Annotated in this window: 25 protein-coding genes; 16 read left to right on the top strand and 9 right to left on the bottom strand. The window is 59.2% G+C overall.

Annotated features, from left to right (window positions below):
* The 3 genes from ACI2JR_RS15225 to ACI2JR_RS15215 form a co-directional block, all read right to left on the bottom strand.
* Window positions 1-149, bottom strand: a 149-nt coding sequence (locus ACI2JR_RS15225) for a hypothetical protein (protein ID WP_462478899.1), incomplete at its 3' end; no start/stop codon positions are given.
* Window positions 136-1,116 carry a transaldolase gene (tal, locus tag ACI2JR_RS15220; RefSeq protein WP_132730354.1) on the bottom strand — a complete coding sequence of 327 codons (981 nt, stop codon included), beginning with the start codon at window positions 1,114-1,116 and terminating at the stop codon, window positions 136-138. The genes tal and ACI2JR_RS15225, both read right to left, overlap by 14 nt.
* A 20-nt stretch (window positions 1,117-1,136) precedes the next feature.
* Window positions 1,137-1,616 carry an RpiB/LacA/LacB family sugar-phosphate isomerase gene (locus tag ACI2JR_RS15215; protein WP_132730355.1) on the bottom strand — a complete coding sequence of 160 codons (480 nt, stop codon included), beginning with the start codon at window positions 1,614-1,616 and terminating at the stop codon, window positions 1,137-1,139.
* 333 nt (window positions 1,617-1,949) lie between these two features.
* On the opposite strand from ACI2JR_RS15215, the gene ACI2JR_RS15210 reads away from it, so the two are divergent.
* The 5 genes from ACI2JR_RS15210 to ACI2JR_RS15190 all read left to right on the top strand — a co-directional run bounded on the left by ACI2JR_RS15210 (window position 1,950) and on the right by ACI2JR_RS15190 (window position 6,464).
* Window positions 1,950-3,710, top strand: coding sequence for a dihydroxyacetone kinase family protein (locus tag ACI2JR_RS15210; protein WP_132730356.1), 1,761 nt, complete (start codon window positions 1,950-1,952; stop codon window positions 3,708-3,710).
* A complete protein-coding gene (locus tag ACI2JR_RS15205; protein ID WP_462478895.1) occupies window positions 3,701-4,480 on the top strand; it encodes a triose-phosphate isomerase family protein in 780 nt (259 codons plus the stop codon). The genes ACI2JR_RS15210 and ACI2JR_RS15205 overlap by 10 nt, the downstream gene beginning before the upstream one ends.
* A 139-nt stretch (window positions 4,481-4,619) precedes the next feature.
* Complete coding sequence (locus ACI2JR_RS15200; RefSeq protein ID WP_032691070.1) at window positions 4,620-5,582, top strand: sugar-binding transcriptional regulator; 963 nt, start codon at window positions 4,620-4,622, stop codon at window positions 5,580-5,582.
* A gap of 123 nt (window positions 5,583-5,705) precedes the next feature.
* Window positions 5,706-5,834, top strand: coding sequence for a hypothetical protein (locus tag ACI2JR_RS15195; RefSeq protein ID WP_462478894.1), 129 nt, complete (start codon window positions 5,706-5,708; stop codon window positions 5,832-5,834).
* A gap of 9 nt (window positions 5,835-5,843) precedes the next feature.
* Window positions 5,844-6,464 (top strand): transporter, encoded by a 621-nt coding sequence (locus ACI2JR_RS15190; protein ID WP_462478893.1) that lies wholly within the window; start codon window positions 5,844-5,846, stop codon window positions 6,462-6,464.
* Between the two features lie 47 nt (window positions 6,465-6,511).
* Here ACI2JR_RS15190 and ACI2JR_RS15185 read toward each other — a convergent pair whose 3' ends face one another.
* Window positions 6,512-7,423: a LysR family transcriptional regulator gene (locus tag ACI2JR_RS15185; protein ID WP_132730359.1), complete on the bottom strand. Its 912-nt coding sequence runs from the start codon at window positions 7,421-7,423 to the stop codon at window positions 6,512-6,514.
* Window positions 7,424-7,535: 112 nt separating this feature from the next.
* On the opposite strand from ACI2JR_RS15185, the gene speB reads away from it, so the two are divergent.
* From speB to ACI2JR_RS15145, 8 genes are all read left to right on the top strand, one after another.
* Window positions 7,536-8,486 (top strand): agmatinase, encoded by a 951-nt coding sequence (gene speB, locus ACI2JR_RS15180; RefSeq protein WP_132730360.1) that lies wholly within the window; start codon window positions 7,536-7,538, stop codon window positions 8,484-8,486.
* A 22-nt stretch (window positions 8,487-8,508) separates the two neighbouring features.
* Window positions 8,509-9,369, top strand: coding sequence for a sugar phosphate isomerase/epimerase family protein (locus ACI2JR_RS15175; protein WP_462478898.1), 861 nt, complete (start codon window positions 8,509-8,511; stop codon window positions 9,367-9,369).
* Window positions 9,369-10,445 (top strand): isopenicillin N synthase family dioxygenase, encoded by a 1,077-nt coding sequence (locus ACI2JR_RS15170; RefSeq protein WP_462478892.1) that lies wholly within the window; start codon window positions 9,369-9,371, stop codon window positions 10,443-10,445. Before ACI2JR_RS15175 ends, ACI2JR_RS15170 begins: the two co-directional genes overlap by 1 nt.
* Before the next feature lie 9 nt (window positions 10,446-10,454).
* Window positions 10,455-11,258 carry an ABC transporter substrate-binding protein gene (locus ACI2JR_RS15165; protein ID WP_462478897.1) on the top strand — a complete coding sequence of 268 codons (804 nt, stop codon included), beginning with the start codon at window positions 10,455-10,457 and terminating at the stop codon, window positions 11,256-11,258.
* Window positions 11,259-11,291: 33 nt separating this feature from the next.
* A complete protein-coding gene (locus tag ACI2JR_RS15160) occupies window positions 11,292-12,812 on the top strand; it encodes an amino acid ABC transporter permease/ATP-binding protein (RefSeq protein ID WP_462478891.1) in 1,521 nt (506 codons plus the stop codon).
* Window positions 12,813-13,541, top strand: a complete 729-nt coding sequence (locus ACI2JR_RS15155; RefSeq protein WP_462478890.1) for a class II aldolase/adducin family protein — start codon at window positions 12,813-12,815, stop codon at window positions 13,539-13,541. It abuts the gene before it with no gap.
* Window positions 13,542-13,546: 5 nt separating this feature from the next.
* Entirely contained in the window at window positions 13,547-14,479 is a 933-nt protein-coding gene (locus ACI2JR_RS15150) for a 2-hydroxyacid dehydrogenase (protein ID WP_132730364.1), read from the top strand.
* 84 nt (window positions 14,480-14,563) lie between these two features.
* The gene (locus tag ACI2JR_RS15145; protein WP_132730365.1) at window positions 14,564-15,358 is read left to right on the top strand and encodes an SDR family NAD(P)-dependent oxidoreductase; all 795 of its coding nucleotides are present in this window, start codon (window positions 14,564-14,566) and stop codon (window positions 15,356-15,358) included.
* A 26-nt stretch (window positions 15,359-15,384) separates the two neighbouring features.
* On the opposite strand, the gene ACI2JR_RS15140 is transcribed toward ACI2JR_RS15145, so the two are convergent.
* The 5 genes from ACI2JR_RS15140 to ACI2JR_RS15120 form a co-directional block, all read right to left on the bottom strand.
* Entirely contained in the window at window positions 15,385-15,711 is a 327-nt protein-coding gene (locus ACI2JR_RS15140; RefSeq protein ID WP_132730366.1) for a MerR family transcriptional regulator, read from the bottom strand.
* A gap of 50 nt (window positions 15,712-15,761) precedes the next feature.
* Entirely contained in the window at window positions 15,762-16,217 is a 456-nt protein-coding gene (locus ACI2JR_RS15135; RefSeq protein WP_132730367.1) for a PTS sugar transporter subunit IIA, read from the bottom strand.
* The gene (locus ACI2JR_RS15130) at window positions 16,214-17,578 is read right to left on the bottom strand and encodes a PTS galactitol transporter subunit IIC (protein ID WP_132730368.1); all 1,365 of its coding nucleotides are present in this window, start codon (window positions 17,576-17,578) and stop codon (window positions 16,214-16,216) included. Before ACI2JR_RS15130 ends, ACI2JR_RS15135 begins: the two co-directional genes overlap by 4 nt.
* A gap of 3 nt (window positions 17,579-17,581) precedes the next feature.
* Window positions 17,582-17,863 (bottom strand): PTS sugar transporter subunit IIB, encoded by a 282-nt coding sequence (locus ACI2JR_RS15125; protein WP_132730369.1) that lies wholly within the window; start codon window positions 17,861-17,863, stop codon window positions 17,582-17,584.
* Window positions 17,864-18,017: 154 nt separating this feature from the next.
* On the bottom strand, window positions 18,018-18,770 hold the full coding sequence (locus ACI2JR_RS15120; protein ID WP_132730370.1) for an AraC family transcriptional regulator: 753 nt from the start codon (window positions 18,768-18,770) through the stop codon (window positions 18,018-18,020).
* Window positions 18,771-18,983: 213 nt separating this feature from the next.
* Here ACI2JR_RS15120 and ACI2JR_RS15115 point away from each other — a divergent pair, with 213 nt between their 5' ends.
* The 3 genes from ACI2JR_RS15115 to fhuB are packed head-to-tail and all read left to right on the top strand — an operon-like array spanning window position 18,984 to window position 23,921.
* The gene (locus tag ACI2JR_RS15115; RefSeq protein ID WP_462478889.1) at window positions 18,984-21,083 is read left to right on the top strand and encodes a TonB-dependent siderophore receptor; all 2,100 of its coding nucleotides are present in this window, start codon (window positions 18,984-18,986) and stop codon (window positions 21,081-21,083) included.
* A 2-nt stretch (window positions 21,084-21,085) separates the two neighbouring features.
* Entirely contained in the window at window positions 21,086-21,943 is an 858-nt protein-coding gene (locus ACI2JR_RS15110; protein ID WP_462478888.1) for an iron-siderophore ABC transporter substrate-binding protein, read from the top strand.
* Window positions 21,936-23,921: a Fe(3+)-hydroxamate ABC transporter permease FhuB gene (fhuB, locus tag ACI2JR_RS15105; protein WP_132730373.1), complete on the top strand. Its 1,986-nt coding sequence runs from the start codon at window positions 21,936-21,938 to the stop codon at window positions 23,919-23,921. Before ACI2JR_RS15110 ends, fhuB begins: the two co-directional genes overlap by 8 nt.
* Window positions 23,922-23,937 lie beyond the last annotated feature (16 nt).

Raw genomic sequence — 23,937 nt, 5'->3', positions numbered from 1 at the left:
TTCGGGTTATGGTTCAGGAAATCACGCCACAGGACTTCGGCAATGTCAGCCATACCCATCGGGGCACCCGGGTGGCCGGATTTGGCTTTCTGTACCGCATCCATGCTCAGCGCACGAAGCGCATTGGCCAGCGTCTTACGCGATGACATTTACGGCCTCCTGTTTTTCCAGCAGCTCGCTCAACATCGACTCCAGCTTCTCCTGGTCCTGAGCAAATAAACGGATCCCTTCAGCCAGCTTATCGACGGCCATCGGGTCCTGGTTGTGCAGCCAGTAAAACTCGGCTTCGCTCAGGGGCGACGGCGGTATCTCGCCGGCAACGGGAGGCACCAGCGCCACGGCGAGTTCCCCCTCCATCCGGCTGAGCGCTTCCAGCAGCGCAGGGGCAATGGTCAGACGGTCGCAGCCGGCCAGAGCGATAACCTGCTCCGGTTTACGAAAGCTCGCCCCCATGATGACCGTTGGGTAACGATGTTTTTTGTAGTACTCATAGATGTTGCGTACCGAGATAACGCCCGGATCGTTCTGTGGGCTTTCATCTTCCAGCAGTTGACGGTCGCGGTACCAGTCGTAAATACGCCCGACAAACGGTGAAATCAGCCATACGCCCGCTTCGGCACAGGCGCGCGCCTGGGCAAATGAAAAGAGCAGCGTCAGGTTACAGTGGATACCTTCCCGCTCCAGCTCCTCCGCCGCTTTAATCCCCTGCCAGGTCGCGGCCAGCTTGATCAGCACGCGAGCGCGATCGATGCCTTCATCCTCATACAGACGAATCAGTTTACGCGCTTTTGCGACGCACAGCCCGCGGTCGAAGGAGAGGCGCGCGTCAACCTCGGTAGAGACTTTGCCCGGCACCTGGCGCAGCAGTTCCAGGCCAATGTTGACCGCCAGTTTATCGCTGGCGTTGATCAGGCGCGTCTGCGCCGTCCCGCCCTGTTCACAGGCCCAGGCGATGGCCTGCGTAATCAACGGGCGATAAAGCGGTTGCGCGGCAGCTTTCAGGATCAGCGACGGATTGGTCGTCGCATCCTGCGGATGGTATTCGCGGATCGCGGTAATATCGCCGCTGTCCGCGACGACGGTGGTCACTTCTTTCAGCTTTTCCAGAATAGTCATCGTGATGACTCCTTTATTCATCATTCATCTGACCGGGCGGCGCCATCCGGGTGAACAAGCGTTTCGTAATAAGCGATACGTTTCACCTTCGGCCCGGATCGTCCGGCTTCAAATTCAGCGGCCAGCCAGGCATCGACCAACATTAACGCCAGCTCGCTCCCCACTACCCGTGCGCCCAGGGTCATAATTTGCGCGTTATTGCTTTTACGGGCACGCTCAGCTGAGTAAATGTCATGACACTGCGCCGCGCGAACGCCAGGAACTTTATTGGCGACAATCGCCATCCCGATGCCGGTACCGCAGAATAAAAGCCCGCGCTCAAACTCCCCTTCGCGGATAGCCGAAGCCAGGTTGAAGGCGATATCCGGATACATCTGCTCATTCCCCACCACGTCGTGGCTAAAGTCGACGACCTCAATCTCTTTCTGTTGCAGATGTTCCTTTACCAGATTTTTAAGTCCGGTGGCGGCGTCATCCGCCCCGATTGCGACTTTCAACATATTTTTTTACCTCATGGATTACGGTGGTCGCATCGAACTTATGTTCATTAGCCGCTCATGTGATGGTTTCCGGCTGGAATTCCTGGCGACATAACTGAACTAAAGTTCACTGCATGTTCGTATGCAATAATGTTTAGCAAGAAAACCTGCGCTTAAAAAGGGAGGATTGCGCAAAAATTAGCTTTATTCGTCAAATCACGACCATGATCACATATCCACCCACTGAACATTTGATTGAAGCAAACGATCTGCTAGCGTTCATTTGTGATGGTTATACAAAGGCCAGGAAATGGCGGCTGGGGTAATAAATGCAAATCATCTGGAGAAGAAAAAATGACCTGGATTTTTAACCGACCGTCAGACTTCGCAAAAGAAATGGTGGCGGGCTTTGTCAGCGCACATGCCTCGCTGGTGCGGCAGGTTCCCGGCGGCGTGGTGCGCAACACCCAAAGTAAAGCAGGCAGCGTGGCTATCGTGGTCGGAGGCGGATCGGGGCATTACCCCGCCTTTGCCGGACTGGTCGGCCAGGGGCTGGCCCATGGCGCGGCAATGGGCAATCTTTTTGCCTCCCCTTCCGCCCAGCAAATCTGCTCCGTGGCGCGCGCCGCTAATAACGGCGGCGGCGTCCTGCTGATGTTCGGCAACTATGCCGGCGATGTGCTCCATTTCGGCCTGGCCTGCGAGCGGCTGCGGGCGGAAGGTATTCCCTGCGAAACCATCGCCATCACCGATGATATTTCCAGCGCACCGCTGGCGGAAAAAGAGAAGCGCCGCGGCGTAGCCGGCGACCTGGTGGTCTTTAAAGCGGCGGCAGCGGCAGCCGAGCGTGGCGATTCGCTGGCCGAAGTGCTGGCGATTTCCCGCCGCGCCAACGAACAAACGCGTTCGCTGGGCCTGGCCTTCAGCGGCTGTACCTTCCCCGGCGCGGAACAACCTTTGTTCACCATTCCGGAAGGGAAAATGGGCTTCGGCATGGGTATCCATGGCGAGCCGGGGATCAGCGAACTCGATATGGTCCCCTCCGCCGAACTGGCGCGTATGCTGACCACCACCCTGCTGGAAGAGCGCCCGCAGACCATTGCGCAAACGAAAGGCGCGCGTCTGGGGGTGATTATTAACGGCCTGGGTTCGGTCAAATATGAAGAGCTGTTCGTGTTCTGGCATGACGTACACCAGCTTCTGCAGGCCGCCGACGTCGTGATTGCCGACGTGCAGATCGGCGAGTTTGTGACCAGCTTCAATATGGCCGGAATGTCGATGACTTTCGTCTGGTTTGATGACGAGCTGGAAAGGCTGTGGCTTGCGCCCGCCACCACCCCAGCCTTTAACCGTGGCTCCGTACTCCCGCATCAACCGCTCGATCCGCAGCAGCTGGAGCAGAGCGGCGCGGTAAAAATCCCGCAGGGGAGTCCGGCGTCGAGAGAAGTTGCCGTCAACGTCATGCGGATGATCGACGCGGTCGCGCAGACGGTTATCGATAATGCCGAAGAATTTGGCCGGATTGACGCCGTCGCGGGCGATGGCGACCACGGCATCGGTATGGAACGCGGCGTGGTCGCCGCACGCGAGGCGGCGAAAAAGACCCTCGAACAGGGCGCCGGCGCCGGTACCGTGCTGCAATTCGCCGCGGATGCCTGGGCAGACGAGGCCGGCGGGACGTCCGGTGCAATTTGGGGCGTGATCCTCAATACGCTGGGTATTACCATCGGCAACGATGAAAAACCGGATGCCGCCCGGGTTGCGCTGGCCATCGCCCAGGCTAACGCCGGGGTGATGCATTTCGGCAAAGCGAAGCCTGGAGACAAAACGCTGGTTGATGTGCTGCTCCCCTTCAGCCAGGCGCTGAGCGCCGCGGCTGACGAAGGATTATCTCTCGCCGACGCGTGGCGCAAGGGCGAACAGGTCGCCAGGCAGAGCGCGCAGGATACCGCGCAGCTGGTGCCCAAGATTGGCCGCGCGCGTCCGCTGGCGGAGCGTAGCCTCGGCACGCCGGATGCCGGCGCGATATCGCTGGCGATGATCATCGCCGCCGTGGGCGCCTGCCTCGCCGATAACACTGAACTCGCGCCTTCTCAGGAGAACGTATGCCCCTGAATCTGGTCATCGGCACCAGCCATAAAACCTATTTTGGCTATCGGCAAACGCAGGCGTGGTGCCAGCAGGTTGCGGAAATATTGCGCCAGCAGCCCGAAGCGCTGAGCGCGCGGCTGCAGCTGTTCACCTTTCCCGCCATGCCGGCGGTGTCGGCGGCGCTGCAGTGCTTTGAAGGTACCGCGATGGCGACGGGGGCGCAGAATATCTGCGCGGCGCCCCCCGGCGCATGGACCGGCGAGAGCAGCGCACCCATGCTGCAGGAAATGGGCTGCCGCTACGTCGAACTGGGCCATACCGAACGGCGTCGTCACTTTAGTGAAACCACGGAAATCATCAATCAGAAGATCGATATGGCCCTTGCAAGTCATCTCACCCCGGTCATTTGTATCGGTGAAAACCAGCGGATGAGCGCCGACGATGCTGCCGTTTACGCCATCGGTCAGGCGCGGGAGCTGCTGGCGCATCGCGTCAGGGACATCCTGCCGCCGATGATTTTCGCCTGGGAACCGCAGTGGGCCATTGGCGCCGCGGAACCCGCCAGCGATGACTATATTCGCCACGTCTGCAAAGCGCTACGCGCGTATTTGCAGCATGAATACGGTCCTCAATTTCAGGTTATCTACGGCGGCAGCGCGGGTCCCGGCCTGCTGAGCCGTCTGTGGCCGGACGTTGACGGAATTTTTCTGGGCCGTTTCGCCCATCAGCCTCAGGCCTTCGCATCCATTCTGGCCGAGGCGCAGGAGATCGTCGCCGGCCACCCGCAAGCCTGATGACCACTTCGGCAACGCGCGACGGGCGAGCACATCGGCCCGTCGCGCTTGCTCCGCTTGAGGTCAAAATATTTCTGATATACTTTCAGCAAATGTTCACCCCCTAAACATTAATCTATCGCGTGGAGAAAGCAGCCGAATGGAAAAATCGAGTGCGTCCCAGGAATATGAGTTACTCACCGAGATTGCTGTAGCTTATTACTGTGATGAAGTGACGCAGGAGGAGATTGCCAACAAATTTGGCTTTTCCCGTATCAAGGTCGGACGTCTGCTAAAACGAGCCAAGGAAGAAGGGATTGTCGAGATCAACGTCCGCTATCACCCCATCTTCAGTACGCAGCTCGAAAAACAGCTTAAGGAACGCTTCCCCATCAGCCGCGCGCTGATCGCGCTCGACCATAATGACGAAGAAGAGCAGCGGCGCCAGGTTGCCACGCTGGTCTCGAGCCACCTCAACAACATATTGAAAGATAATATCGTGGTGGCCGTCGGCCAGGGGCGCAATGTAGCCGCGGTCGCGGAGTTCTCCGGCACCATCCAGGCGCGCGACTGCCGTTTTCTTTGCGGCATCGGCGGCACTCACCGCCCGGGCGATATCATCAATGCCGATCACATCAGCCGTCTGCTGGCGAAAAAATTTGGCGGCAGCAGCGAATCGCTGTATGCCCCGGCCTACGTCGAAAACATGCAGTTAAAAGAGCTGCTGCTGCAGAACGGCACCATCAAGGAGACCCTCGATCGCGCGCGGAAAGCGGATATTGCGCTGGTAGGCATCGGCGATATGAATGAAGAGAGTTACATGGTGAAACTGGGCTGGTTTACGCCGCAGGAGATTAACGACGCCAGTATTAACCAGGGAGTCATTGGCGATATCGCCGGCTACGACTTTTTCAACTCCCGCGGCGAACACGTTAACACGGTGATGGACAACCGCGTGATTGGGCTGAGCGTGGAAGAACTGAGGCAGATCCCTTGCGTCATCGCCATCGCGTCGGAAAATACCAAAGCCATGGCGATTATGGGCGCCCTGCGCACCGGGGCAATCGATATTATCGCCACCAGCGCGCGCAACATTCGCACCATTTTAAGCATGAGCCAGTGAGGGGGCGGCCTGAACCTTAAGCCCGTCCCGTTCCCTGACCTGTTCGCGCCGCAAACGAGCCAGACGTTTTATCACCCTGCCCCGTCGCAGCGACTATCCTTGAGTTTCAGGCGTCGGATGCGGATGGCGGCGGCGTTATCTGACGCAGAACAGGCGGAATGGCTCAATATGTTAAAAATTCTCAGCAAAGAAGCACGAAGTGAACAGGAAGCGCGCGCGCTGACATTTACCATATTTTTTTCAATAGAATAAGTGGTGCTAATGTCTGTACTCAGAAGCTTTCTCTTTTTCCTCGGCGCAGGTGCCGCCTCTGCCGTCGCGGTACTCTGTCTATGGATTGACGTACGGGTCTTCGATAACAATATACCGGAAATCTCGCTCACCGAAATCGTGCAGGAGTTGGTGCTGGCAATGATCGTGCTGATTCACTTCGCTTTAGCCAGCAGGTACGCGCTGTTACGCTCCTGCAATATTCTCGTCGGCGGTTTTTTCCTCACCATGCTGATTCGCGAACTGGACGCCGTCTTTGATCTAATTTCCCACGGCAGCTGGGTGTGGTTTGCCCTGTTCTCAACGCTGTGTACGCTGATTTATCCGCTGCGCCATTGTCGCCAGACCCTGAGCCAGCTGGCGCAGTACACCCGCACGCCCTACTACGGCATGATGCTCAGCGGTCTGCTGGCGGTGCTGGTCTTCTCGCGTCTGTTCGGCATGCACGGCCTGTGGTATTCGATCCTTGAAGCGGGTTACGCCCGGGTGGTGAAAAACGCCGTTGAAGAGGGGAGCGAATCCTTTGGCTATATGCTCTGCCTGACGGCATCGATCGGCTACTACTGCTATTTCCGTTATCTCGCCCGCACCTCAACGGCAGCCGGCGCCTGAGCGGTCGCGCAGTCAGGGCATCGCCATGATACGCCTGACTGCGCCGCTCAATAATTCCACTTCGGTCTGGCGACCGTATTCTTCTTCAGTAAATTACGAAACTCTTTCAGATACGGCTCGTTGCTGCGCCCGCGTCGGCAAATCGCCGAGAACGGCGACTGGAAGCCGAACTCGTTGGGCAGCAGCACCCGCAGCCGGTTCTCCTTGATCCACGGCCAGGCATAATGTTCAGGCAGGTAGCCGATATATTTCCCCGACAGAATCAGCAGCAGCTGCGCATCAACGGTCTCAACGGTAGCACTGCCTTTACTAAAGCCGCGCCGGCGCAGATCGCTGGTATTCCAGTAGCTGCGGGTCACCAGCGGACACTGGCTGATCTGCTCTTTATCAAGCTGGCGGCTGAAGAACATCGGGTGAAGGTCGCTGCAGTACAGCCAGTGCTGCTCGCGATAGAGCGGCTCGCTGATGATGTTATGGACCTGGGAGTTATAGCTGCCGATAGCCAAATCAATATGGTTGTTCAGCACGCCGTTAAGCTGCTCCGCCGGGGTGCGGATAATCAGTTTGATATGCACATTGGGAAACTTATCGCTGAAGCTGCGCAGCACCACCGGCAGCGACAGCGCGGTTTCGGTTTCAATCGAGTCAAGCGTCGAGATGCAAATCGTGCCGCTGTGCTCGCCCTTCAGCAGCGCCGACTGGCGTTCCAGTTCGTTGAGCTCGCTCAATACCCGAATCGCCTGCTGTAAAAACTGCTGTCCTTTCTCGGTCAGCGCAAAACCGCCGCGCCCGCGCTGGCACAGGCTAAACCCCAGCTGCCCCTCCAGCTGAGACATCGCATTACTGATCGCCGACACCGAAATCCCCAGCTCCTGCTGGGCTCTGCCATAGCTTTCCAGGCGGGCCACCGCCTCAAAAACCTGCAGCTGTCGAATGTTGAGACTGGCGTCGTTGAGCATGATTAGTTCACCAATAAATGAACTAAGTATTTACGGCAGACGATTTAAAGTCCAGCACATCTTTCGCACTATCTTCCTGTCGAGCATTTGTGTGTCAGATTCAGGAGCTGAAATGGATAACGTCTTTCATCAACCGCAGGGTGGCAACGAGATGCCACGTTTCGGCGGCCGCGCAACGATGATGCGCCTGCCTTTTATTGAAGATTTACAGGGACTTGATGCGGCATTCGTCGGCATCCCGCTGGATATCGGCACGTCGCAACGTTCCGGCACCCGTTACGGACCACGCTATATCCGCAGCGAATCGGTGATGATTCGTCCCTATAACATGGCGACCGGCGCGGCGCCTTTTGAATCCCTGTCGGTGGCGGATATCGGCGATGTGCCGATCAATACCTACAGCCTGCTCAAATCGGTGCAGATCATCGAGGATTACTACACTGGTTTAAATAGTTTTCCCCTCATCCCGCTGACCCTCGGGGGTGACCACACCATTACCCTGCCGATTCTGCGCGCCCTGACCAAAAAACATGGCCCGGTTGGACTGATTCATGTTGATGCCCACACCGACACCAACGACGAGATGTTCGGCGAGAAAATCGCCCACGGCACCACCTTCCGCCGCGCCGTCGAAGAGGGCCTGCTGGATCTCAAACGCGTCGTGCAGATTGGTCAGCGCGCGCAGGGCTATGCCGCCGGCGACTTCCAGTGGGGCGTCGACCAGGGCTTTCGTCTGGTACAGGCGGAGCAGTGCTGGCACCGTTCGCTGGCTCCGTTAATGGCCGAAGTCCGCCAGCAGATGGGCGAGGGGCCGGTCTATCTCAGCTTCGATATCGACAGCCTCGACCCCATCTGGGCCCCCGGCACCGGCACGCCGGAAGTCGGCGGCCTGACCTCCATTCAGGCGCTGGAAATCGTTCGCGGCTGTCGCGGCCTGAACCTGATCGGCTGCGACCTGGTTGAGGTCTCCCCGCCCTATGACGTCAGTGGCAACACCTCACAGCTGGCGGCCAACCTGCTGTATGAAATGCTCTGCGTCCTGCCCGGCGTGAAATATCCATAGGGGATTCGGAATGCAGCCAACCATGCAACTCAAGGTCTTTCGCACGCTGTGGGGCGTCACCACTCCGTGGCAACAAACCCTCAGCGAGCTGAAAAGCGTCGGCTGCTGCGGCATTGAGGCGCGCGTGCCGCTAAGCGCCGACGAACAGCAGACGCTGGCCCGACGCCTGCAGGAGTCCGCGCTGGAGTATATCGCCATCGTCTTCAGCGGCGGCGGCGTGATTCCGGCGCAGGCCGAAACGCCGCAGCAGCATCTTGAACGTTTGAAAACCCGCTTTGAAGACGCAAAGGCGCTGAATCCGCGCTTTGTCAATCTGCTGGCCGGCAACGACCGCTGGCCGCTGGCGCAGCAGGTGGACTTTCTCGGCCGGGCCCACGAGCTGGCCGCCGCCTGCGGACTGACCTGCAGCTTTGAAACCCACCGCGCCACTTCGCTGTACAGCCCGTGGCTAACCCTCGAGATTATCCGGCAGCTGCCGCAGCTGCGCTTTACCGCCGACATCAGCCACTGGATCGTGGTGAGCGAGCGTCTGCTGGATGACCCCTGCGATGATTTCAGCGCCTTTATCGACCGCGTGCACCACGTTCAGGCCCGCGCCGGTTATGACCAGGGGCCGCAGGTACCTCATCCGGCGGCGCCGGAATATCACGCCGCGCTGCAGTTCCAGCAGCGCTTCTGGCAGCAAATCTGGCAGTCGCAACGTCGGCGCGGGTATCAGCAGACCACGTTGACGCCCGAGTTTGGCCCCGATGGCTATCTGCATCACCTGCCGTTTACCAATGTCCCGGTGGCCGATCTGTGGTCGCTGAATGCGTGGATGGCGGAACAGGAACAGCAGCATTTCGCCGAGTTTTTATCGCTAACCGAAAAGGATCTGTCGTAATGAGCGTCGCAAAAAGTTCTTTCACTGAATTACCGACCATCGATATCAGCGATCTTGCCAGCGACAGTCTGGCAAAACGCCAGGCCGTCGCCGACGCCATCGGCAAAGCGGCGCGTGAAGTCGGTTTTTTCTACATCACCGGCCACGGCATTGCCCCTGAGCTGATCGCCGGGATCCGCACGGCGGCCAAACAGCTCTTCGCCCTGCCGATGGATCAAAAAATGCAGTACTACATCGGCCACTCCCGCAGCCATAAAGGCTATGTCCCGGAAGGGGAAGAGATTTACGGCTCCGGCAAACCGGACCACAAAGAAGCGTTTGATATTGGCTTCCAGGCCGCGGACGACCACCCGTTTGTGCTGGCCGGCACGCCGCTGATTGGCGCCAATGAGTGGCCGGAACTGCCCGAGTTTCAGTCCCGGGTGCTGGCCTACTATGACGCGGTATTCGCCCTCGGCCATCGCCTGTTTGACGCCTTCGCCCTCGCGCTTGGCCTGCCGGAGGGCTACTTCAAGGCGATGGTGACCTGCCCGCCGTCGAAGCTGCGTCTGATCCACTATCCCTTTGACGCCAGCGCCGAAGATGTTCCCGGTATTGGTGCGCACACCGATTACGAGTGCTTCACCCTGCTGCTCGCCGACCAGCCCGGCCTTGAGGTGCTGAATGAAGAGAGCGCCTGGATAGACGCGCCGCCGCTGAACAACGCCGCCGGCGAAGAGGCTTTCGTGATCAATATCGGCGACATGCTGGAAGTGTTAAGCGCTGGCACATTTGTTGCTACAGCACACCGTGTCCGCAAGGTGCCGCAGGAACGCTACTCCTTCCCGCTGTTTTTCGCCTGCGATTATCACACCCTGATCCGGCCGTTACCCAACTTTTTAGCCGCCGGAGAAGCCAGCGAATATCAGGAACTCAGCATTGGCGAGCATATGTGGAGCCAGGCGTTGCAGACCTATCGCTACCTGCGCGAGAAGGTCACCAAAGGCGAGCTGCAGCTCCCGGAGCGCGCCCGCGGCACCAACACCTTTGGTCATCTGAAAAAACAAGCCCAGCAAAAAACCGTTAATAACCCGTGAGGATACATGATGAAAAAAACGCTCAATAAGCTCTCGCGCCGCGTGGCTACGGGCATCGCCATCGCCGCTTGCTTTTCACCGCTGACCCAGGCTGCCGAACTGCTGACGGATGGCGTATTTAAAGTCGGGATGGAGGTCACCTATCCGCCGTTTGAATCTTACGACAGCAATAACAACATCGTCGGCCTCGACCCGGAATTCGCCGCGCTGATTGCCGAGCAGCTGAAAGCGAAACCGCAGCTGATCGATACCAAATTCACCAGCCTGATCTTAGGGATTGGCAAGAAATATGACGCGGTAATCTCCGGGATGTATATCACGCCGGAGCGCCTTAAACAGGCCGATGCGATCCCTTACGCCTTATCCGGCGCGTCGATTATCGCCCTGAAGAACAGCGACATTCAGCCGAAAACGGAAGACCAGTTATGCGGCGTCAAGGTTGGCCTGCAGCAGGGTACCAGCTGGGTCGCCAGCCTGAAGAATCACTCCGATGAGTACTGCCTGAAAAACGGGAAGCCGGCCATCAGCATCCAGGAGTACCCCACCGCGCCGGAAGTTTCGCAGGCCCTGCTGTCGAAAAACATTAACGCGCAGCTGGAGATCGCCCCGGCGGCGCAAATTATTGTCGAGAAGAGCCGCGGGCGGCTGGCGATTAGCTCCACGCGGCTGGTCTATCCATTACCGCTGGGGATTTATGTCGCCAAAGGCAATAGCGAACTGGTGAATGCCATTAAATCGACATTAGCCACCTTAAAAACCAATGGCAAATATGACGCCATCATCAAGAAATACAATTTAGAACGCATCGATTAAATACGATCACATTAATGCGCAACAGGAGTCGGTATGGAGTTCGATTGGGGATACTTTTTCTCATTATTTAGCGTTGGGGCATTCTGGCAGGCGTGCGTCACCGTGATCGTCGTCAGTTCATTGTCGTGGTTGATTGGCCTGGTATTCGGTTTTCTTTTAGCCTGCGCGAAACTCTCCGGCCCGCGCTGGCTGAAAGTTCCCGTCGAACTCTATATTTGGTTTTTCCGCAGCGTGCCGTTAATGGTGCTGCTGGTATTTGTCTATAACCTGCCGCAATTATTTCCGGTGACCCAGCCGCTGCTCGGCATTCCGTTTATTGCCGGCCTGGTCTCGATGACCGTCACCGAAGCGGCCTACATGGCGGAAATTCATCGCGGCGGGTTAATTTCGGTGGCGAAAGGGCAAAGCGAAGCCGGCCACGCATTAAGCCTCAGCTTTATCGGCATTCAGCGCCTGATTATTATCCCGCAGGCGTTTCGCATCTCGCTCCCGACGATGATTAATGAATATATCACCATCATTAAACTCAGCTCGATCCTGTCGGTGATCTCGTTGCCGGAACTGCTGTTAACCGGTCAGCGGCTGTACGCGCAGAACTTCCTGGTGATGGAGACTCTGCTGGCGGTGGCGGTCTACTACGTGATGGTGGTGACGGTGTTTACCTGGCTGTTCCGGGCGCTGGAAAACCTGTTGGATATTCAGCAAAAGCGCCCGCAAACCTTCAATGACGCTGAATGTGAAGCCTTACGCCAGAGCCTGAAAACGCCGCGGCACACGGCGAAGGCCAAGCCCGCCAGCGGTAACCCGCCGGCGCTCGATCTGCGGGCGATCGAAAAGTCCTGGGGCCAGCATCACGTACTGAAAGGTATCGATCTGAAGGTCGAAAACGGCGAGGTGATCAGCATCATCGGCCCATCGGGATCCGGTAAAACCACCCTGATCCGCACCATCAACGCCCTGGAAAGCATCGATGGCGGGGAAATTATTCTCTACGGCGAAGATTACCTGAAAGGCGCGGCGATTGTGGATAAACGGCAGATGCGCGCCGGCGTGCGCCGTATCGGCATGGTTTTCCAGGGCTTCAATCTGTTTCCTCACCGCACGGTGCTCGACAACGTCATGCTCGCCCCGCTGTATCACAAGCTGGTCGAGCGCAGCGTGGCAAAAGAGCAGGCCCTCTATCTGCTGGACCGCGTCGGCCTGCTGGCGCACGCCGAAAAATACCCGTGGCAACTCTCCGGCGGCCAGCAGCAGCGTGTCGCCATCGCCCGTGCGCTGGCCTTAAAACCGGACATCATGCTGTTTGACGAACCCACCTCAGCGCTGGATCCGGAGCTGGTTGGCGAAGTGCTGAAGGTGATCCAGTCTCTCGCCCGCGAAGGGATGACGATGCTGATCGTGACCCATGAGATGGACTTCGCGTTATCCATTTCCGACCGGGTGGTGATGATGGAAAACGGCATGGTGGTGAGCGATGTGCATCCACAGCGCATACGCGACAACGCGAGCGATCCGGCTCTTACCCGCATCCGTGAATTTATGGGAGTGCAATAAATGGCAACTGAACGTGAACTGCGTCAGGACCTGGCCGCCGCCTATCGTCTGGCGGCGCTGTTTGGCTGGGAAGATACGCTGTATACCCACTTTTCCGTACGTCTGCCGGGCGACGGCGAACCGCGGTTTCTGATCAACCCGTTCGGCATGATGTTCGATGAAGTCACCGCCAGCAATCTGATCGTCGTCGACATGCGGGGCAAGGTGGTGGAAGGCAACGCCCCGGCGAACTCCGCCGGCTTTACCATCCACAGCGCGGTACATATGGCGCGGGAGGATGCCCACTGCGTCATCCACACCCATACCCTGCCGGGAATGGCGGTCGCCGCCTGTCAGGATGGTCTGCTGCAGCTTAACCAGATAAGCACCGAGTTTTATCAGCGCGTCGGCTATCACCCGTATGAGGGCGTGGCGTTTGACCTCGACGAACGCGAGCGTATCCAACGCTCGCTCGGCGATAACATCGCCATGATTTTGCAAAGCCATGGCCTGCTATCGGTCGGGCGCACCGTCGCCGACGCCTTCTACATCATGTACTACCTTAACCGCGCCTGCGAAATTCAGATGGCCGCCGCCCAGCTCGCCCCGCTCAGCCCGATTCACACCATTCCGGCGCACCTGAGCCAGCACGCCTGCGAACAGCTGATGGGCGTGGAGCACGAGCGCCAGCAGGTCTGGCAGGCGTGGCTGCGCCGCCTTGACCGTCTCGACACGTCTTACCAGGAGTGATGCCTATGCCGAACCTGACTATCGTTGTCGATTGCAACGACCTGAACTACGCCCGCGAGATTTGCGACGCGCTGCATCTTTTCCCCGACGTGATGGCGGTATTGCCCGACCATCCGGCGGCGCGGCGCGCGGAATACGCCAGCTGCTGGTTCCCCGACCCGCAGCTGCTGACCCGCTCGCCGGGGCTAAAACTGATCCAGGCCGCCTCTGCCGGGGTCGATCACCTGCCGGATGCGGTGTTCGCCAGCCCGGTTCCGCTGTGCCGGGTGGTGGATGAAGATTTTCGTCACGGGATGTTCGAGTATGCGCTGTGGGGCGTGCTGTGGTTTCAGCGCCATTTTGACCGCGCGCTGGCGCATCAGCGCGAGCGGGTGTGGAAAACTTACCCGCAGCGGGCCGCCGCCGATTTTCGCGTCGGCGTGATGGGGCTCGGTGAAATTGGCGGTTACATTGCCACCCGCCTTGCCGGACTGGGGTATCACGTCTCCGGCTGGGCGCGGAGCGAAAAACAGCTCGCGGGCGTCCGCTGCTACCACGGCGATGCGCAGGCCGATGATTTCTTCGCTGAGCTGGATGCGCTGATCAACGTGCTGCCGCTGACCGAGCAGACCCGCGGCATCCTCGCGCAGCCGTTGCTCGACCGGCTCCCCGCCGGGGCGGTGCTGATCAACTGCGGGCGCGGTGAGCATATGGTGAATCACGATGTGCTGCAGGCGCTGGATAGCGGGCGGCTGGCGGGCGCGGTGCTGGATGTCTTCCCCGTTGAACCGCTGCCGGACGCCGACCCGCTGTGGTCGCATCCGCAGGTGGTGATCACCCCGCACATGGCTTCCATTGCCCCTGCGGAAGTGATCGCTCGCCAGCTGCTGGAAAATATCCAGCGCCAGCGCCACGCGCTGCCGCTGAAAAATCTGGTCGATAAACAGATCGGCTATTAACACCTTGCAGCAGCGATCGCCAACCCCCGCAGGCGTCACCTGCTACGCTTAATGGTCTGTTGCTCAAACAATAAGGCCAAGGTTATGAACATTGATTTATCGGGGAAAGTTGCGCTGGTTACCGCCTCCACGGCGGGCATTGGGTTTGCTATCGCCAAAGGGCTGGCGGCCAGCGGCGCGGAGGTGATCATTAACGGACGCAGCGAGCGTAGCGTCAATGAAGCCATCGCCCGGCTACAAAATGAGGTACCGGGCGCCAGGCCGCGCCCGGCCATTGCCGACCTCAGCAGTGGCGAAGGGGTGAATCAGCTGCTGCAAAGCCTCAACGGCGTCGATATTCTGGTTAACAACGCCGGGATTTATGGTCCGCAGGACTTCTACGCCACCGATGACGCCACGTGGGAAAACTACTGGCAGACCAACGTGATGTCCGGGGTACGTTTATCGCGGGCGCTGCTGCCGGCGATGGTACAAAAAGGCTGGGGCCGGGTGGTGTTTATCTCCTCCGAATCGGCACGTAATATCCCGGCGGACATGATCCACTACGGGGTGACCAAAACCGCCCAGCTGTCGCTGGCGCGCGGGCTGGCGAAATATGTGGCCGGCAGCGGCGTCACGGTGAACAGCGTGCTGCCGGGGCCGACGATTTCCGATGGTTTTGCCGAAATGATGAAAGAAGAGGTGGCGAAAACCGGTAAACCGCTGGACCAACTCGCCAAAGAGTTTGTCATGACCCATCGCCCCAGCTCGGTTATCCAGCGTGCGGCATCGGTTGAGGAAGTCGCTAATATGGTGGTGTATGTCTGTTCAACTCAGGCTTCCGCCACCTCTGGCGCAGCCTTGCGCGTCGATGGCGGCGTGGTGGACGATATTGTCTGACGGTTTGGTTTGTGCCCGACCGCTGGCTAGCGGTCGGGCGTTTTCGCGGGATCTTTCAGCGAGGTCATTTCAAACTGATTATCCGGATCCATGGCATTGACCGCTTTTTGCAGTTCCGCGAGCGCAAACTTGAGGGAGGCCACCTCCTCGCGTAACGCCTGCATCTCCTGCTCCTGAGTGGTGCTGCGGCTGATTTTAGGAAACGCCTCGAAGACATCCTCTTCGAGGAACATACGAACCTGACGATTATCCACATTCACCAGCTGATACTTCAGCCGGCCGCTGTTGATGGCGTTATAGATAGTCTTACGACTGACCATCGCTAACTCTATGACGTCGCTGATTCGTAACATCTTGTCCCTCTTCGCTTCCGGCATCACCGTATGGCACCCATCGTTTTATCTTACTGCGTGACGACGGCATCGGTGAACACTTTTGCAATCTCCTCTGGCGCCATTTTAACAATATCGTTAACGCGATCGCGATCGGCCAATAATGCGAATAAGGATTGGATAATTGCCACTTTTTCGCAAGTTTTATCGATAGCCATCATCACCACAATCTGCGGCACGACGGCCTCTTCCGGCTCATCGGTGCGCTGGAAGGTCACGCCGGCCAGATTGATGCCGATGGCAAAACCGGTCTGGTTAACGTACTCAAACTCGGTATGCGGGATCGCGACGCTATGGGTTTCCATAAAAATCCCCGTCGGGTAAACCTGCTCCCGGGTCAACACGCCGTCGATAAAGCCCGGCTTCACCAGACCATCCGCCAGCAGACTGTCCGCAAGGCGGGTCAGTAGGGCCGTCCGACTCACGGACTCGTTAAAGGTCACGACACGCTGTGGGCTAAACATCATTTCTCCGCCTCCACGCTGGCCTGCGCCAGCTGTTCGTTTTCCTGCGCCAGCTTACGTCGGTTCCACAGCACCAGGGCGATGGTGCACAGGGTCAGGATCCCCACGCCTATCTCTTTTAAATGGAAGCTCTGGATAATGGCCCACGGCAGCATCGCTCCGGCATAATCCACGCTACTGATACTGGTGGTCCCCTGCGGCAGGGAGAAACCGGTGCTCACGGCGGTGCTGGTGACGATCGGAGCCAGGCTGGTGCCAATCAGCAGCGCCAGGCTCAGGGTCAATATCCCGGTCAGCAGCGTCCGGAACATGTCGCCGCGACACACCGCGGTCACCAGTACAAAGGCGAACGGTAAACCGGTCAGGGATGCAAAGGGCAGGAACTGGTTCCCCGGAATAATCGCCGCCAGTACCAGCATCACCGGAATCATCAGCATCGAAACGGACAGCGTCACCGGGTGGCCAACGCTGACGGCAGAGTCGAGGCCGATAGCAATTTTACCGAACGACCCGGCGCGTGACTGGGCAATCTCCTGAATACGTTCACTGATCGGATAGACCCCTTCCATCAGCATTTTCGCCATTCGCGGAATAATGGTCATGACCGCCGCCATGGTAATCGCGGTTTGTAAAATCGCTTTCACTTCAATACCGGCAATAATACCTAACAGCGCGCCGATAATCGCCCCCAGAGAAGCCGGGTCGCCAAGAATGGATAAGCGTTTTTGAATCACTTCGGTATCAATTTTAATATCGCGAAGCAGCGGAATACGGTCAACAATGGCATTCACCAGCCACGCCGCCGGAACAAATGAGGCGGAGAAACCGTGGGGTACCGAAATTGAAGGAAGATTTAAATATTTCTCGACATCGCCGCTGGTACGATCGGCAATCACCATCGTAATAATACAGTTAATCCCGGCGGCGAAAATACCCAGCCACAGGCTATCGGTAATAATCGTTACCAGCGATCCGGTAAACGCGTGGTGCCACAGGTTCCAGATATCGACATTCAGCACCCGGGTCGTTTTGCTGTACAGCATCAGCACGTTAATCGCCACGCATACCGGAATCACCAGGGCGCCGACGCGCGTCCCCATCGCCACCGCAGCGGCGGCGGGCCAGCCTACGTCCAGCACGTTGAGGTTAAGGCCGAAACGCTCCACCAGCGCGTGGCTGACGGGGGTCAGAGAGTCAATCATCAGATTGACGGTAATACTTAAGCCGATAAAACCGATCCCCACCATTAATCCGGCTTTCAGCGCTTTACTGAGCGACAGACGTAATATCAGACCGAGGAGCATAAATATCAGCGGCATCATCACCGATGCGCCTAAGCCGACGATGTAATCAACAATAAACATGGTTTAACCCTCGGCGAGAATTAATTCTTTCACGCTGCTGAACACTTTATCGGTACCCATGCCGGTTAACAGCGGCAGAGCGTTAATGACCGGAACAGAAAGATCGACGGGCGAGGTTGAAACAATAAAATCAATATCATCACGCGTTTTTGCTTCCGCCACGGTTCCTTGAGAAATACGGACTTTATCGAGGAGATTCTCTTTTTTCAGAAAGTCCTGCAGTTTATTCAGCGCCACGGTGCTGGTCGCTACGCCTGCGCCACAGCAAATCATCATGTGTTTCATGAGTGTTCCTCTCAGTTTAGGTTGAGAGAATTAAATCACGACGGCAGATTGAGAATTGTGATCAGTGTGTAATTTTACACACTGAGTACACATAAGAGGAGATTAAATAGATAATTCATTGATAATAATAAATATTTAATTGAAGGCGTATCCGTTACCCTTTCACACCCGCGGCCTGAATATAGCGCTGCGGCGACACGCCTAGCTTTTTGCGGAACATAGCGATAAAGGCGCTGGCGCTGGCATAGCCCAGCTCATGCGCCAGTTTGCCGACCGTCACCCCGCGGGCAAGATTACACACTGCCTCCAGCAGACGGATCTGCTGGCGCCACTCGGAGAAACTAAGATCGGTCTCTTCGCGGAACAGGCGCGCCAGCGTGCGTTCGCTGGCGCCGACCTTTTGCCCCCACCACGCCAGCGTGGCCGTATGGTCCAGCTCGCGGCACAGCGTATCGCACACCTGGCGTACGCGCCGGTCGCTGGGGAGGACCACATGGCAGAGCATGCTGGCCGGTAAGCGAGCAAGTTCATCGCTTAACAGCGCGTAAATCAGCGCCTGCCGTTGTGCCGGAACACCTTCTTCCAGGCCTGCGGCAAACAGCGTATGCAGCAACGGCGTCGCCGTCAGACCGCGGCACTGAACGCCAAACTGGCGCGAGACCTGAGGGGTTAAATAGAGATTCTGCGTCACCACATGGTCAATCGCCTGCAGACCATGCGACAAACCGCCGGGCAGCCAGATGGCGCGCCCGGGCGACAGCAGCCAGATATGCTGCGGGGTGACAACTTTCGCCACTCCGCGCAGCGGATAAATTAGCTGGCCCTGTTCATGTTGATGAACCGGCTCTTCGCTGCCCGGGGTATATTTCAGCTGGCGCAGCCCTTCAATAGCGTGCTGGATTGTCATCTTCACCTGCCTTTGTCCGATTCTCACCATTTATGAGCACTGCTGCGTATAGAGACAACTTTTGTCCGAATGGCGACATCCAGGTGGCCAGTCGCGCCATTCTGCCACGGACGGGCTTCTCTTTTAAAGTTGAATAATTATCATTTCCACCTAATTCTAATAACAGTCGGAAATGCTATGAGACAGATTGGCAAGTTTCTCAGGGATAAACCGTTGAAAGTACTGGCATGTACGATCATCGCAGGATACAGCGGGCAAGCGTTTACTGCGGATAGCGGGCAGGATAGCACAAAAGAACAGACGATGGTGGTCACCGCCGCGGCCGACTCCCAGGGTCTGGATGACGAAAGTAATATCGTTGCGCATAACGCGACGGCGGGCAGCAAATCCAGCCAGCTGATCGGCCGGACGGCGCAAAGTATTGCCGTCGTCACCCAGGCGCAAATCGAAGACCAGGCGGCGAAAACGATCCCGGAAGCGCTGCGCTACGTCTCCGGCGTCTCGTCGGAAAGCTCCGGGCCGGATACCCGCTTTGACACCATTCTGGTGCGCGGATTTGAAGCCGACGAGTATCTTGACGGCCTGCGCCTGCCGCGTGAAGCCTGGTGGAGCCGGCCGGCATGGGACCCGTTCCTGCTCTCGCGTATCGAAGTGGTCAAAGGCCCGGCCTCGGTACTCTACGGCCAGGCCAATCCCGGCGGGATCGTCAACATGGTGAGTAAAACCCCGCAGGCCGAACCCGGCGGCCAGGTGTATGTCACGACCGGTAATAACAACCTGTTCGCTACCGGATTTGACGTCACCGGGCCGCTGAACGCTGACAAAACGCTGCTGGGTCGCATCGCGGGTACCTTCTTCGACAGCGAGACCCAGGTCGATCATACCCGCTATCAGCACTATGACATCGCCCCCTCGTTGACCTGGCAGCCGAGCGATCGCACCAGCCTGACCCTGCTTGCGCAGCTGCGCAAAGACCCGGACAGCGGCTTTTACAACCAGATGCCCATTTCCGGGACGCTGACGCACAACCCGAACGGGCAGATCTCCACCCACTTCTACGGCGGGCAGCCCGATTTTGACAAGTATGAACGCGAACAGGGCAGCATCGGCTATCAGTTCCGCCATGACTTTAACGACACGGTGACTTTCCGTCAGAACCTGCGCTATATCAGCAGCACCGGCGACTACCTGATGGTGTATCCGTGGGGCAAGCACGCCGACGCGCCGCTGATTGACCGCTATTCGATGAACCTGAAAGAGACGATGGTCAACTTTGCGGTGGATAACCAGGCGGAGTTCCATTTGCAGAGCGGGCCGATCGCCCACACGCTGCTGGCGGGAATCGACCGGATGCACAGCTCGGTGCGCAGCCAGGCAGGCTACGGCGACGCGAGTCCGATCAACTATCGCGATCCGGACTACAGCACCCCGGTCGAAAAACCGGCCTTCGACAGCAATACCCACTCCACCATGGATCAAACCGGGTTCTATTTACAGGATCAGCTGGAGTGGAACCGCTGGATCGTGAACCTCGCCGGGCGCTACGACGCGGCCAAAACCAAAAGCACCGACCTGCTCACCGATAGCCGTAGCGAACGTAACGATTACGCCACCACCGGCCGCGCCGGGCTGCTCTACCACTTCGATAATGGCCTCGCGCCGTACGTCAGCTACTCGACATCGTTTGTGCCCAGCAGCAACACCGATTTCTCCGGCCACGCCTTTAAACCAACCGAAGGCAAACAGTCGGAGATTGGCCTGAAGTACGATCCGGTCGGTCTCGACGCGCTGTTTACTCTCGCGCTGTTTAACCTGCGTGAAACCAACGTTGCGACCCCGGATCCGGATCATGCCAACTTCAGCGTGCAGACCGGCGAGATCCGCTCCCGCGGGATCGAAGTGGACGGCAAAATCAACATCACCCCGGCCTGGTCGCTCCTCGCATCCTATGCGCTAACCGATCCCAAAGTCACCAGCGCCAACGACGGTAGCGAAGGTAAACATCCGGTAGGCATTTCCCGGCACAGCGCCAAACTGTGGACCCAGTACGCGCTCAGCGGCCCGCTCGACGGTTTCTCGCTGGGCGGCGGCGTGCGTTATGTCGGCAGCAGCTACGCGACCACCGATAACAGTCTGAAAGTCCCTGCGGCGACGGTTTACGATGCGCGCATTGGCTATCAGTGGCGCGAATGGGGCGTGGCGCTTAACGCCGCCAATCTGACCGATAAAACCTACCTCGCCTCCTGCCAGGACAACGGCTGTGAATATGCGATGAAACGCCAGCTGGTGGCCACCGTGAACTACAAGTGGTAACGATGCTCTCACGACGCCGGTTATTAACGGCCGCTCTGCTGGCCCCCGCCCTGTCGTGGGCCGGCAGTACGCCGGTGCCACGGCGGCTGGCGGTACTGGACTGGGGGCTGACGGAGATGATCCTTGCCCTCGGCGTGACGCCAGCCGGCGTTTCGGCGCCGGACTGGTATCGCAAACTGATCCCCACGCCTGCTCTGCCGCAGACGGTGCAGGACCTGGGGCTGCTGTTCCAACCCAATCTGGAAACGCTGTATGCCTTGCAGCCGGACACCATTGTGATCACCCCCCAGCATGTTCTGTTAAAACCCGCGCTGGCTCAGATCGCCCCTCTCCTGACGCTGCCGGCCCATGGGCTAAGCGCCTTCATCAGCGCCACCCGGCAGCTGGGCGGCGCGCTAAATCGTGAAGCGCGGGCGGCAACGCTGCTCGCCCACCTGCGCCAGCAGCTTGCCCGCGCTCGCGGCTACGCGCCCGGTCTGCAGCAGCCGGTGCTGTTCGCCGCGCCGGTGGACGCCCTGCATCTGCGGCTGTATACCCCCGGCAGCCTGCCGGGGGATGTACTGACGGCCTGCGGGATGCGCAACGCCTGGCGCGACGGCGGCGGTGCGGAAGGCAACGTCCTGGTGGAACTGACCCGCATCGCGAGCGTTGACGCCCGGCTGATCCTGCTGGTGGCGGCGGACCAGCAGGAGGCGGTCGCCCGCTGGCAGCAAAGCCCGCTCTGGCGACGTTTGCCGCTGACCTCACGCTATCCGATCGCGCTGATTGAGCAACCCATCAGCGATGCCGGAGCGCTGATCACCGCCGGGCGTTTTGCCGATATTTTCAGCCAGCTGATGGCGGGGTGGCACGATGCATGAGCCCTTTTCCTGCCGCCTCTCCTGGGGCGTTATCGGCGGACTGTGGTTGGTTTCGCTGCTGCTGGCGGGCAGCGATGTGCTGCATCAGGGCGGGTTTGCCGCGCTGTTCAGTACCCACAGCGGGCAGCCGACGGCGATTATCCTGCACAACATGTGGCTGCCGCGTCAGGGGATGGCCATTATCGGCGGGGCCACGCTCGGACTGTGCGGCTGGCTGATGCAGCGCGCGCTGCGCAACCCGCTGGCGGAGCCAATCACCCTGGGCATGACCTCCGGCGCGACGCTGGCGATGGGGCTGGCGTCGCTATGGCTGCCGGCGCTCAGCGGCGGAACCAGGATGGGGGTCATTATCGGCGGCGAGCTGACGGCGCTGCTGCTGGTGCTGCTTCTCAGCTGGCGCCAGCGCCTCTCGCCGCTGGTGATGATTCAGGCCGGAATGATGATCAATTTATGGTGCGGCGCGCTGACGATGCTGATCGCCATCATCAACGATCGTTTCCTGCTGACCGTGCTGATGTGGGGCGGCGGTTCGCTGGCCCAGGAGGACGGCCATCTGTTGCTGACGCTGCTGCCGCGGCTGGCGCTGTGCCTGGGGCTGCTGTTGCTGCTGTTGCGCCCGCTGGAACTGCTGCAGCTGCCGGAAACGATGGTCACCAGCCTTGGCGCTTCGCCGCTGCGGATCCGCGCGGCGGCGGTATTGCTGGCGCTGGTGATGAGCGCGCTGATCGTGAACGCCGTCGGGGTGATTGGCTTTATTGGCCTCGCCGCGCCGCATCTCGCCCGTTTTGGCGGAGCGCGCACCTCGCGCCAGCTGCTGCGGCATAGCGCGCTGCTCGGCGCGGGTCTGCTGTGGTTTACCGACCTGTGCGTCTCCCGGGTTTCGCTGCTCAACGGCCAGCTGCTGCCGGTGGGGATGTTGACCGCGCTGACCGGCGGGCCGCTGCTGATCCTGCTGGCGCGCCATGCCCGCCAGCACGCGCTTGATACGGCGCCGGCGCCGCGGGCGGCGGCGTATTCCGCCAGCCGCTGGGTGCCGTGGGCGACGGCGTTCGCCCTGCTGCTATCCATCGTGGTCTCGCTGTTTTTCGGCCACGGGCTGACGCATTGGCACTGGGCCCATTCGGCGGAAATGGCTCAGCTCCTGCCTCTGCGGCTGCCGCGCCTGCTGGCGGCCATCAGCGCCGGCGCTCTGCTCGCCGGGGCGGGCGTACTGATGCAACGGGTAAGCGGCAACCCGCTCGCCAGCCCTGAAGTGCTGGGTATTGGCGGCGGCGCGGCGATGGGAGTAACCGTTTATATTCTGCTGTTCCCCACCCACGGCAGCGCTTTTTTGCTGCTCAGCAGCCTCTGCGGCGCGCTCATCAGCCTGCTGCTGACGATGTGGAACAGCCGCAGCAGCGCCTTTAATCCACAGCGGGTACTGCTGAACGGCGTGGCCCTCAACGCGCTTTGTCAGGCGGCGGTCAGCATTGTCATGCTCAATAACCTCGCCGCCAGCTCAGTACTGCTGCCGCTGATGACCGGCAGCACCTATTACATCAGCGCGCCGCTGGCGCAGGCACTGTTTATCGCCACTCTGCTTCTGCTGGCGCTGACGCCGCTGCTGCGCCGCTGGCTGACCCTCCTGCCGCTCGGCGGCGTTGCCGGTTCACTGGGCGTCTCCCTGCCCCGCGCCCGTTTTGGGGTGCTGGCGCTGGCGGCATTGATGACCGGACTCGCTACGCTGCTGGTCGGCCCGGTGTCGTTTATTGGCCTGCTGGGGCCGCATCTGGCACGTAAAGTCGGCGTCAAAGGCGCGCTGGCGCAGCTCTACACCGCCGCGCTGCTGTCCGCCTGGATCATGACCTTCGCCGACTGGCTGGGGCGCAATGCGCTCTATCCGCGACAGCTGCCGGTCGGGCTGGTGGCATCGCTGATCGGCGTCCCGCTGCTGGTCTGGCCGTTGATGCGCGCGAAGCGCCCGCGCGGCGGTGAATAACAAAGAATAAGCCATG

It is taken from the genome of Klebsiella sp. NPDC088457 (assembly GCF_044900465.1).
Taxonomy (GTDB): Bacteria; Pseudomonadota; Gammaproteobacteria; order Enterobacterales; family Enterobacteriaceae; genus Klebsiella.
Note: the sequence above shows the minus strand (reverse complement) of the source record. Positions and strands in the feature narration are given on the sequence as shown.

What these genes read in the sequence shown, in the direction of transcription:
- tal (WP_132730354.1), bottom strand. Translation starts at nt 1,116, where the DNA reads ATGACTATTCTGGAAAAGCTGAAAGAAGTGACCACCGTCGTCGCGGAC.
- ACI2JR_RS15215 (WP_132730355.1), bottom strand. Translation starts at nt 1,616, where the DNA reads ATGTTGAAAGTCGCAATCGGGGCGGATGACGCCGCCACCGGACTTAAA.
- ACI2JR_RS15210 (WP_132730356.1), top strand. Translation starts at nt 1,950, where the DNA reads ATGACCTGGATTTTTAACCGACCGTCAGACTTCGCAAAAGAAATGGTG.
- ACI2JR_RS15205 (WP_462478895.1), top strand. Translation starts at nt 3,701, where the DNA reads ATGCCCCTGAATCTGGTCATCGGCACCAGCCATAAAACCTATTTTGGC.
- ACI2JR_RS15200 (WP_032691070.1), top strand. Translation starts at nt 4,620, where the DNA reads ATGGAAAAATCGAGTGCGTCCCAGGAATATGAGTTACTCACCGAGATT.
- ACI2JR_RS15195 (WP_462478894.1), top strand. Translation starts at nt 5,706, where the DNA reads ATGGCGGCGGCGTTATCTGACGCAGAACAGGCGGAATGGCTCAATATG.
- ACI2JR_RS15190 (WP_462478893.1), top strand. Translation starts at nt 5,844, where the DNA reads ATGTCTGTACTCAGAAGCTTTCTCTTTTTCCTCGGCGCAGGTGCCGCC.
- ACI2JR_RS15185 (WP_132730359.1), bottom strand. Translation starts at nt 7,423, where the DNA reads ATGCTCAACGACGCCAGTCTCAACATTCGACAGCTGCAGGTTTTTGAG.
- speB (WP_132730360.1), top strand. Translation starts at nt 7,536, where the DNA reads ATGGATAACGTCTTTCATCAACCGCAGGGTGGCAACGAGATGCCACGT.
- ACI2JR_RS15175 (WP_462478898.1), top strand. Translation starts at nt 8,509, where the DNA reads ATGCAACTCAAGGTCTTTCGCACGCTGTGGGGCGTCACCACTCCGTGG.
- ACI2JR_RS15170 (WP_462478892.1), top strand. Translation starts at nt 9,369, where the DNA reads ATGAGCGTCGCAAAAAGTTCTTTCACTGAATTACCGACCATCGATATC.
- ACI2JR_RS15165 (WP_462478897.1), top strand. Translation starts at nt 10,455, where the DNA reads ATGAAAAAAACGCTCAATAAGCTCTCGCGCCGCGTGGCTACGGGCATC.
- ACI2JR_RS15160 (WP_462478891.1), top strand. Translation starts at nt 11,292, where the DNA reads ATGGAGTTCGATTGGGGATACTTTTTCTCATTATTTAGCGTTGGGGCA.
- ACI2JR_RS15155 (WP_462478890.1), top strand. Translation starts at nt 12,813, where the DNA reads ATGGCAACTGAACGTGAACTGCGTCAGGACCTGGCCGCCGCCTATCGT.
- ACI2JR_RS15150 (WP_132730364.1), top strand. Translation starts at nt 13,547, where the DNA reads ATGCCGAACCTGACTATCGTTGTCGATTGCAACGACCTGAACTACGCC.
- ACI2JR_RS15145 (WP_132730365.1), top strand. Translation starts at nt 14,564, where the DNA reads ATGAACATTGATTTATCGGGGAAAGTTGCGCTGGTTACCGCCTCCACG.
- ACI2JR_RS15140 (WP_132730366.1), bottom strand. Translation starts at nt 15,711, where the DNA reads ATGTTACGAATCAGCGACGTCATAGAGTTAGCGATGGTCAGTCGTAAG.
- ACI2JR_RS15135 (WP_132730367.1), bottom strand. Translation starts at nt 16,217, where the DNA reads ATGATGTTTAGCCCACAGCGTGTCGTGACCTTTAACGAGTCCGTGAGT.
- ACI2JR_RS15130 (WP_132730368.1), bottom strand. Translation starts at nt 17,578, where the DNA reads ATGTTTATTGTTGATTACATCGTCGGCTTAGGCGCATCGGTGATGATG.
- ACI2JR_RS15125 (WP_132730369.1), bottom strand. Translation starts at nt 17,863, where the DNA reads ATGAAACACATGATGATTTGCTGTGGCGCAGGCGTAGCGACCAGCACC.
- ACI2JR_RS15120 (WP_132730370.1), bottom strand. Translation starts at nt 18,770, where the DNA reads ATGACAATCCAGCACGCTATTGAAGGGCTGCGCCAGCTGAAATATACC.
- ACI2JR_RS15110 (WP_462478888.1), top strand. Translation starts at nt 21,086, where the DNA reads ATGCTCTCACGACGCCGGTTATTAACGGCCGCTCTGCTGGCCCCCGCC.
- fhuB (WP_132730373.1), top strand. Translation starts at nt 21,936, where the DNA reads ATGCATGAGCCCTTTTCCTGCCGCCTCTCCTGGGGCGTTATCGGCGGA.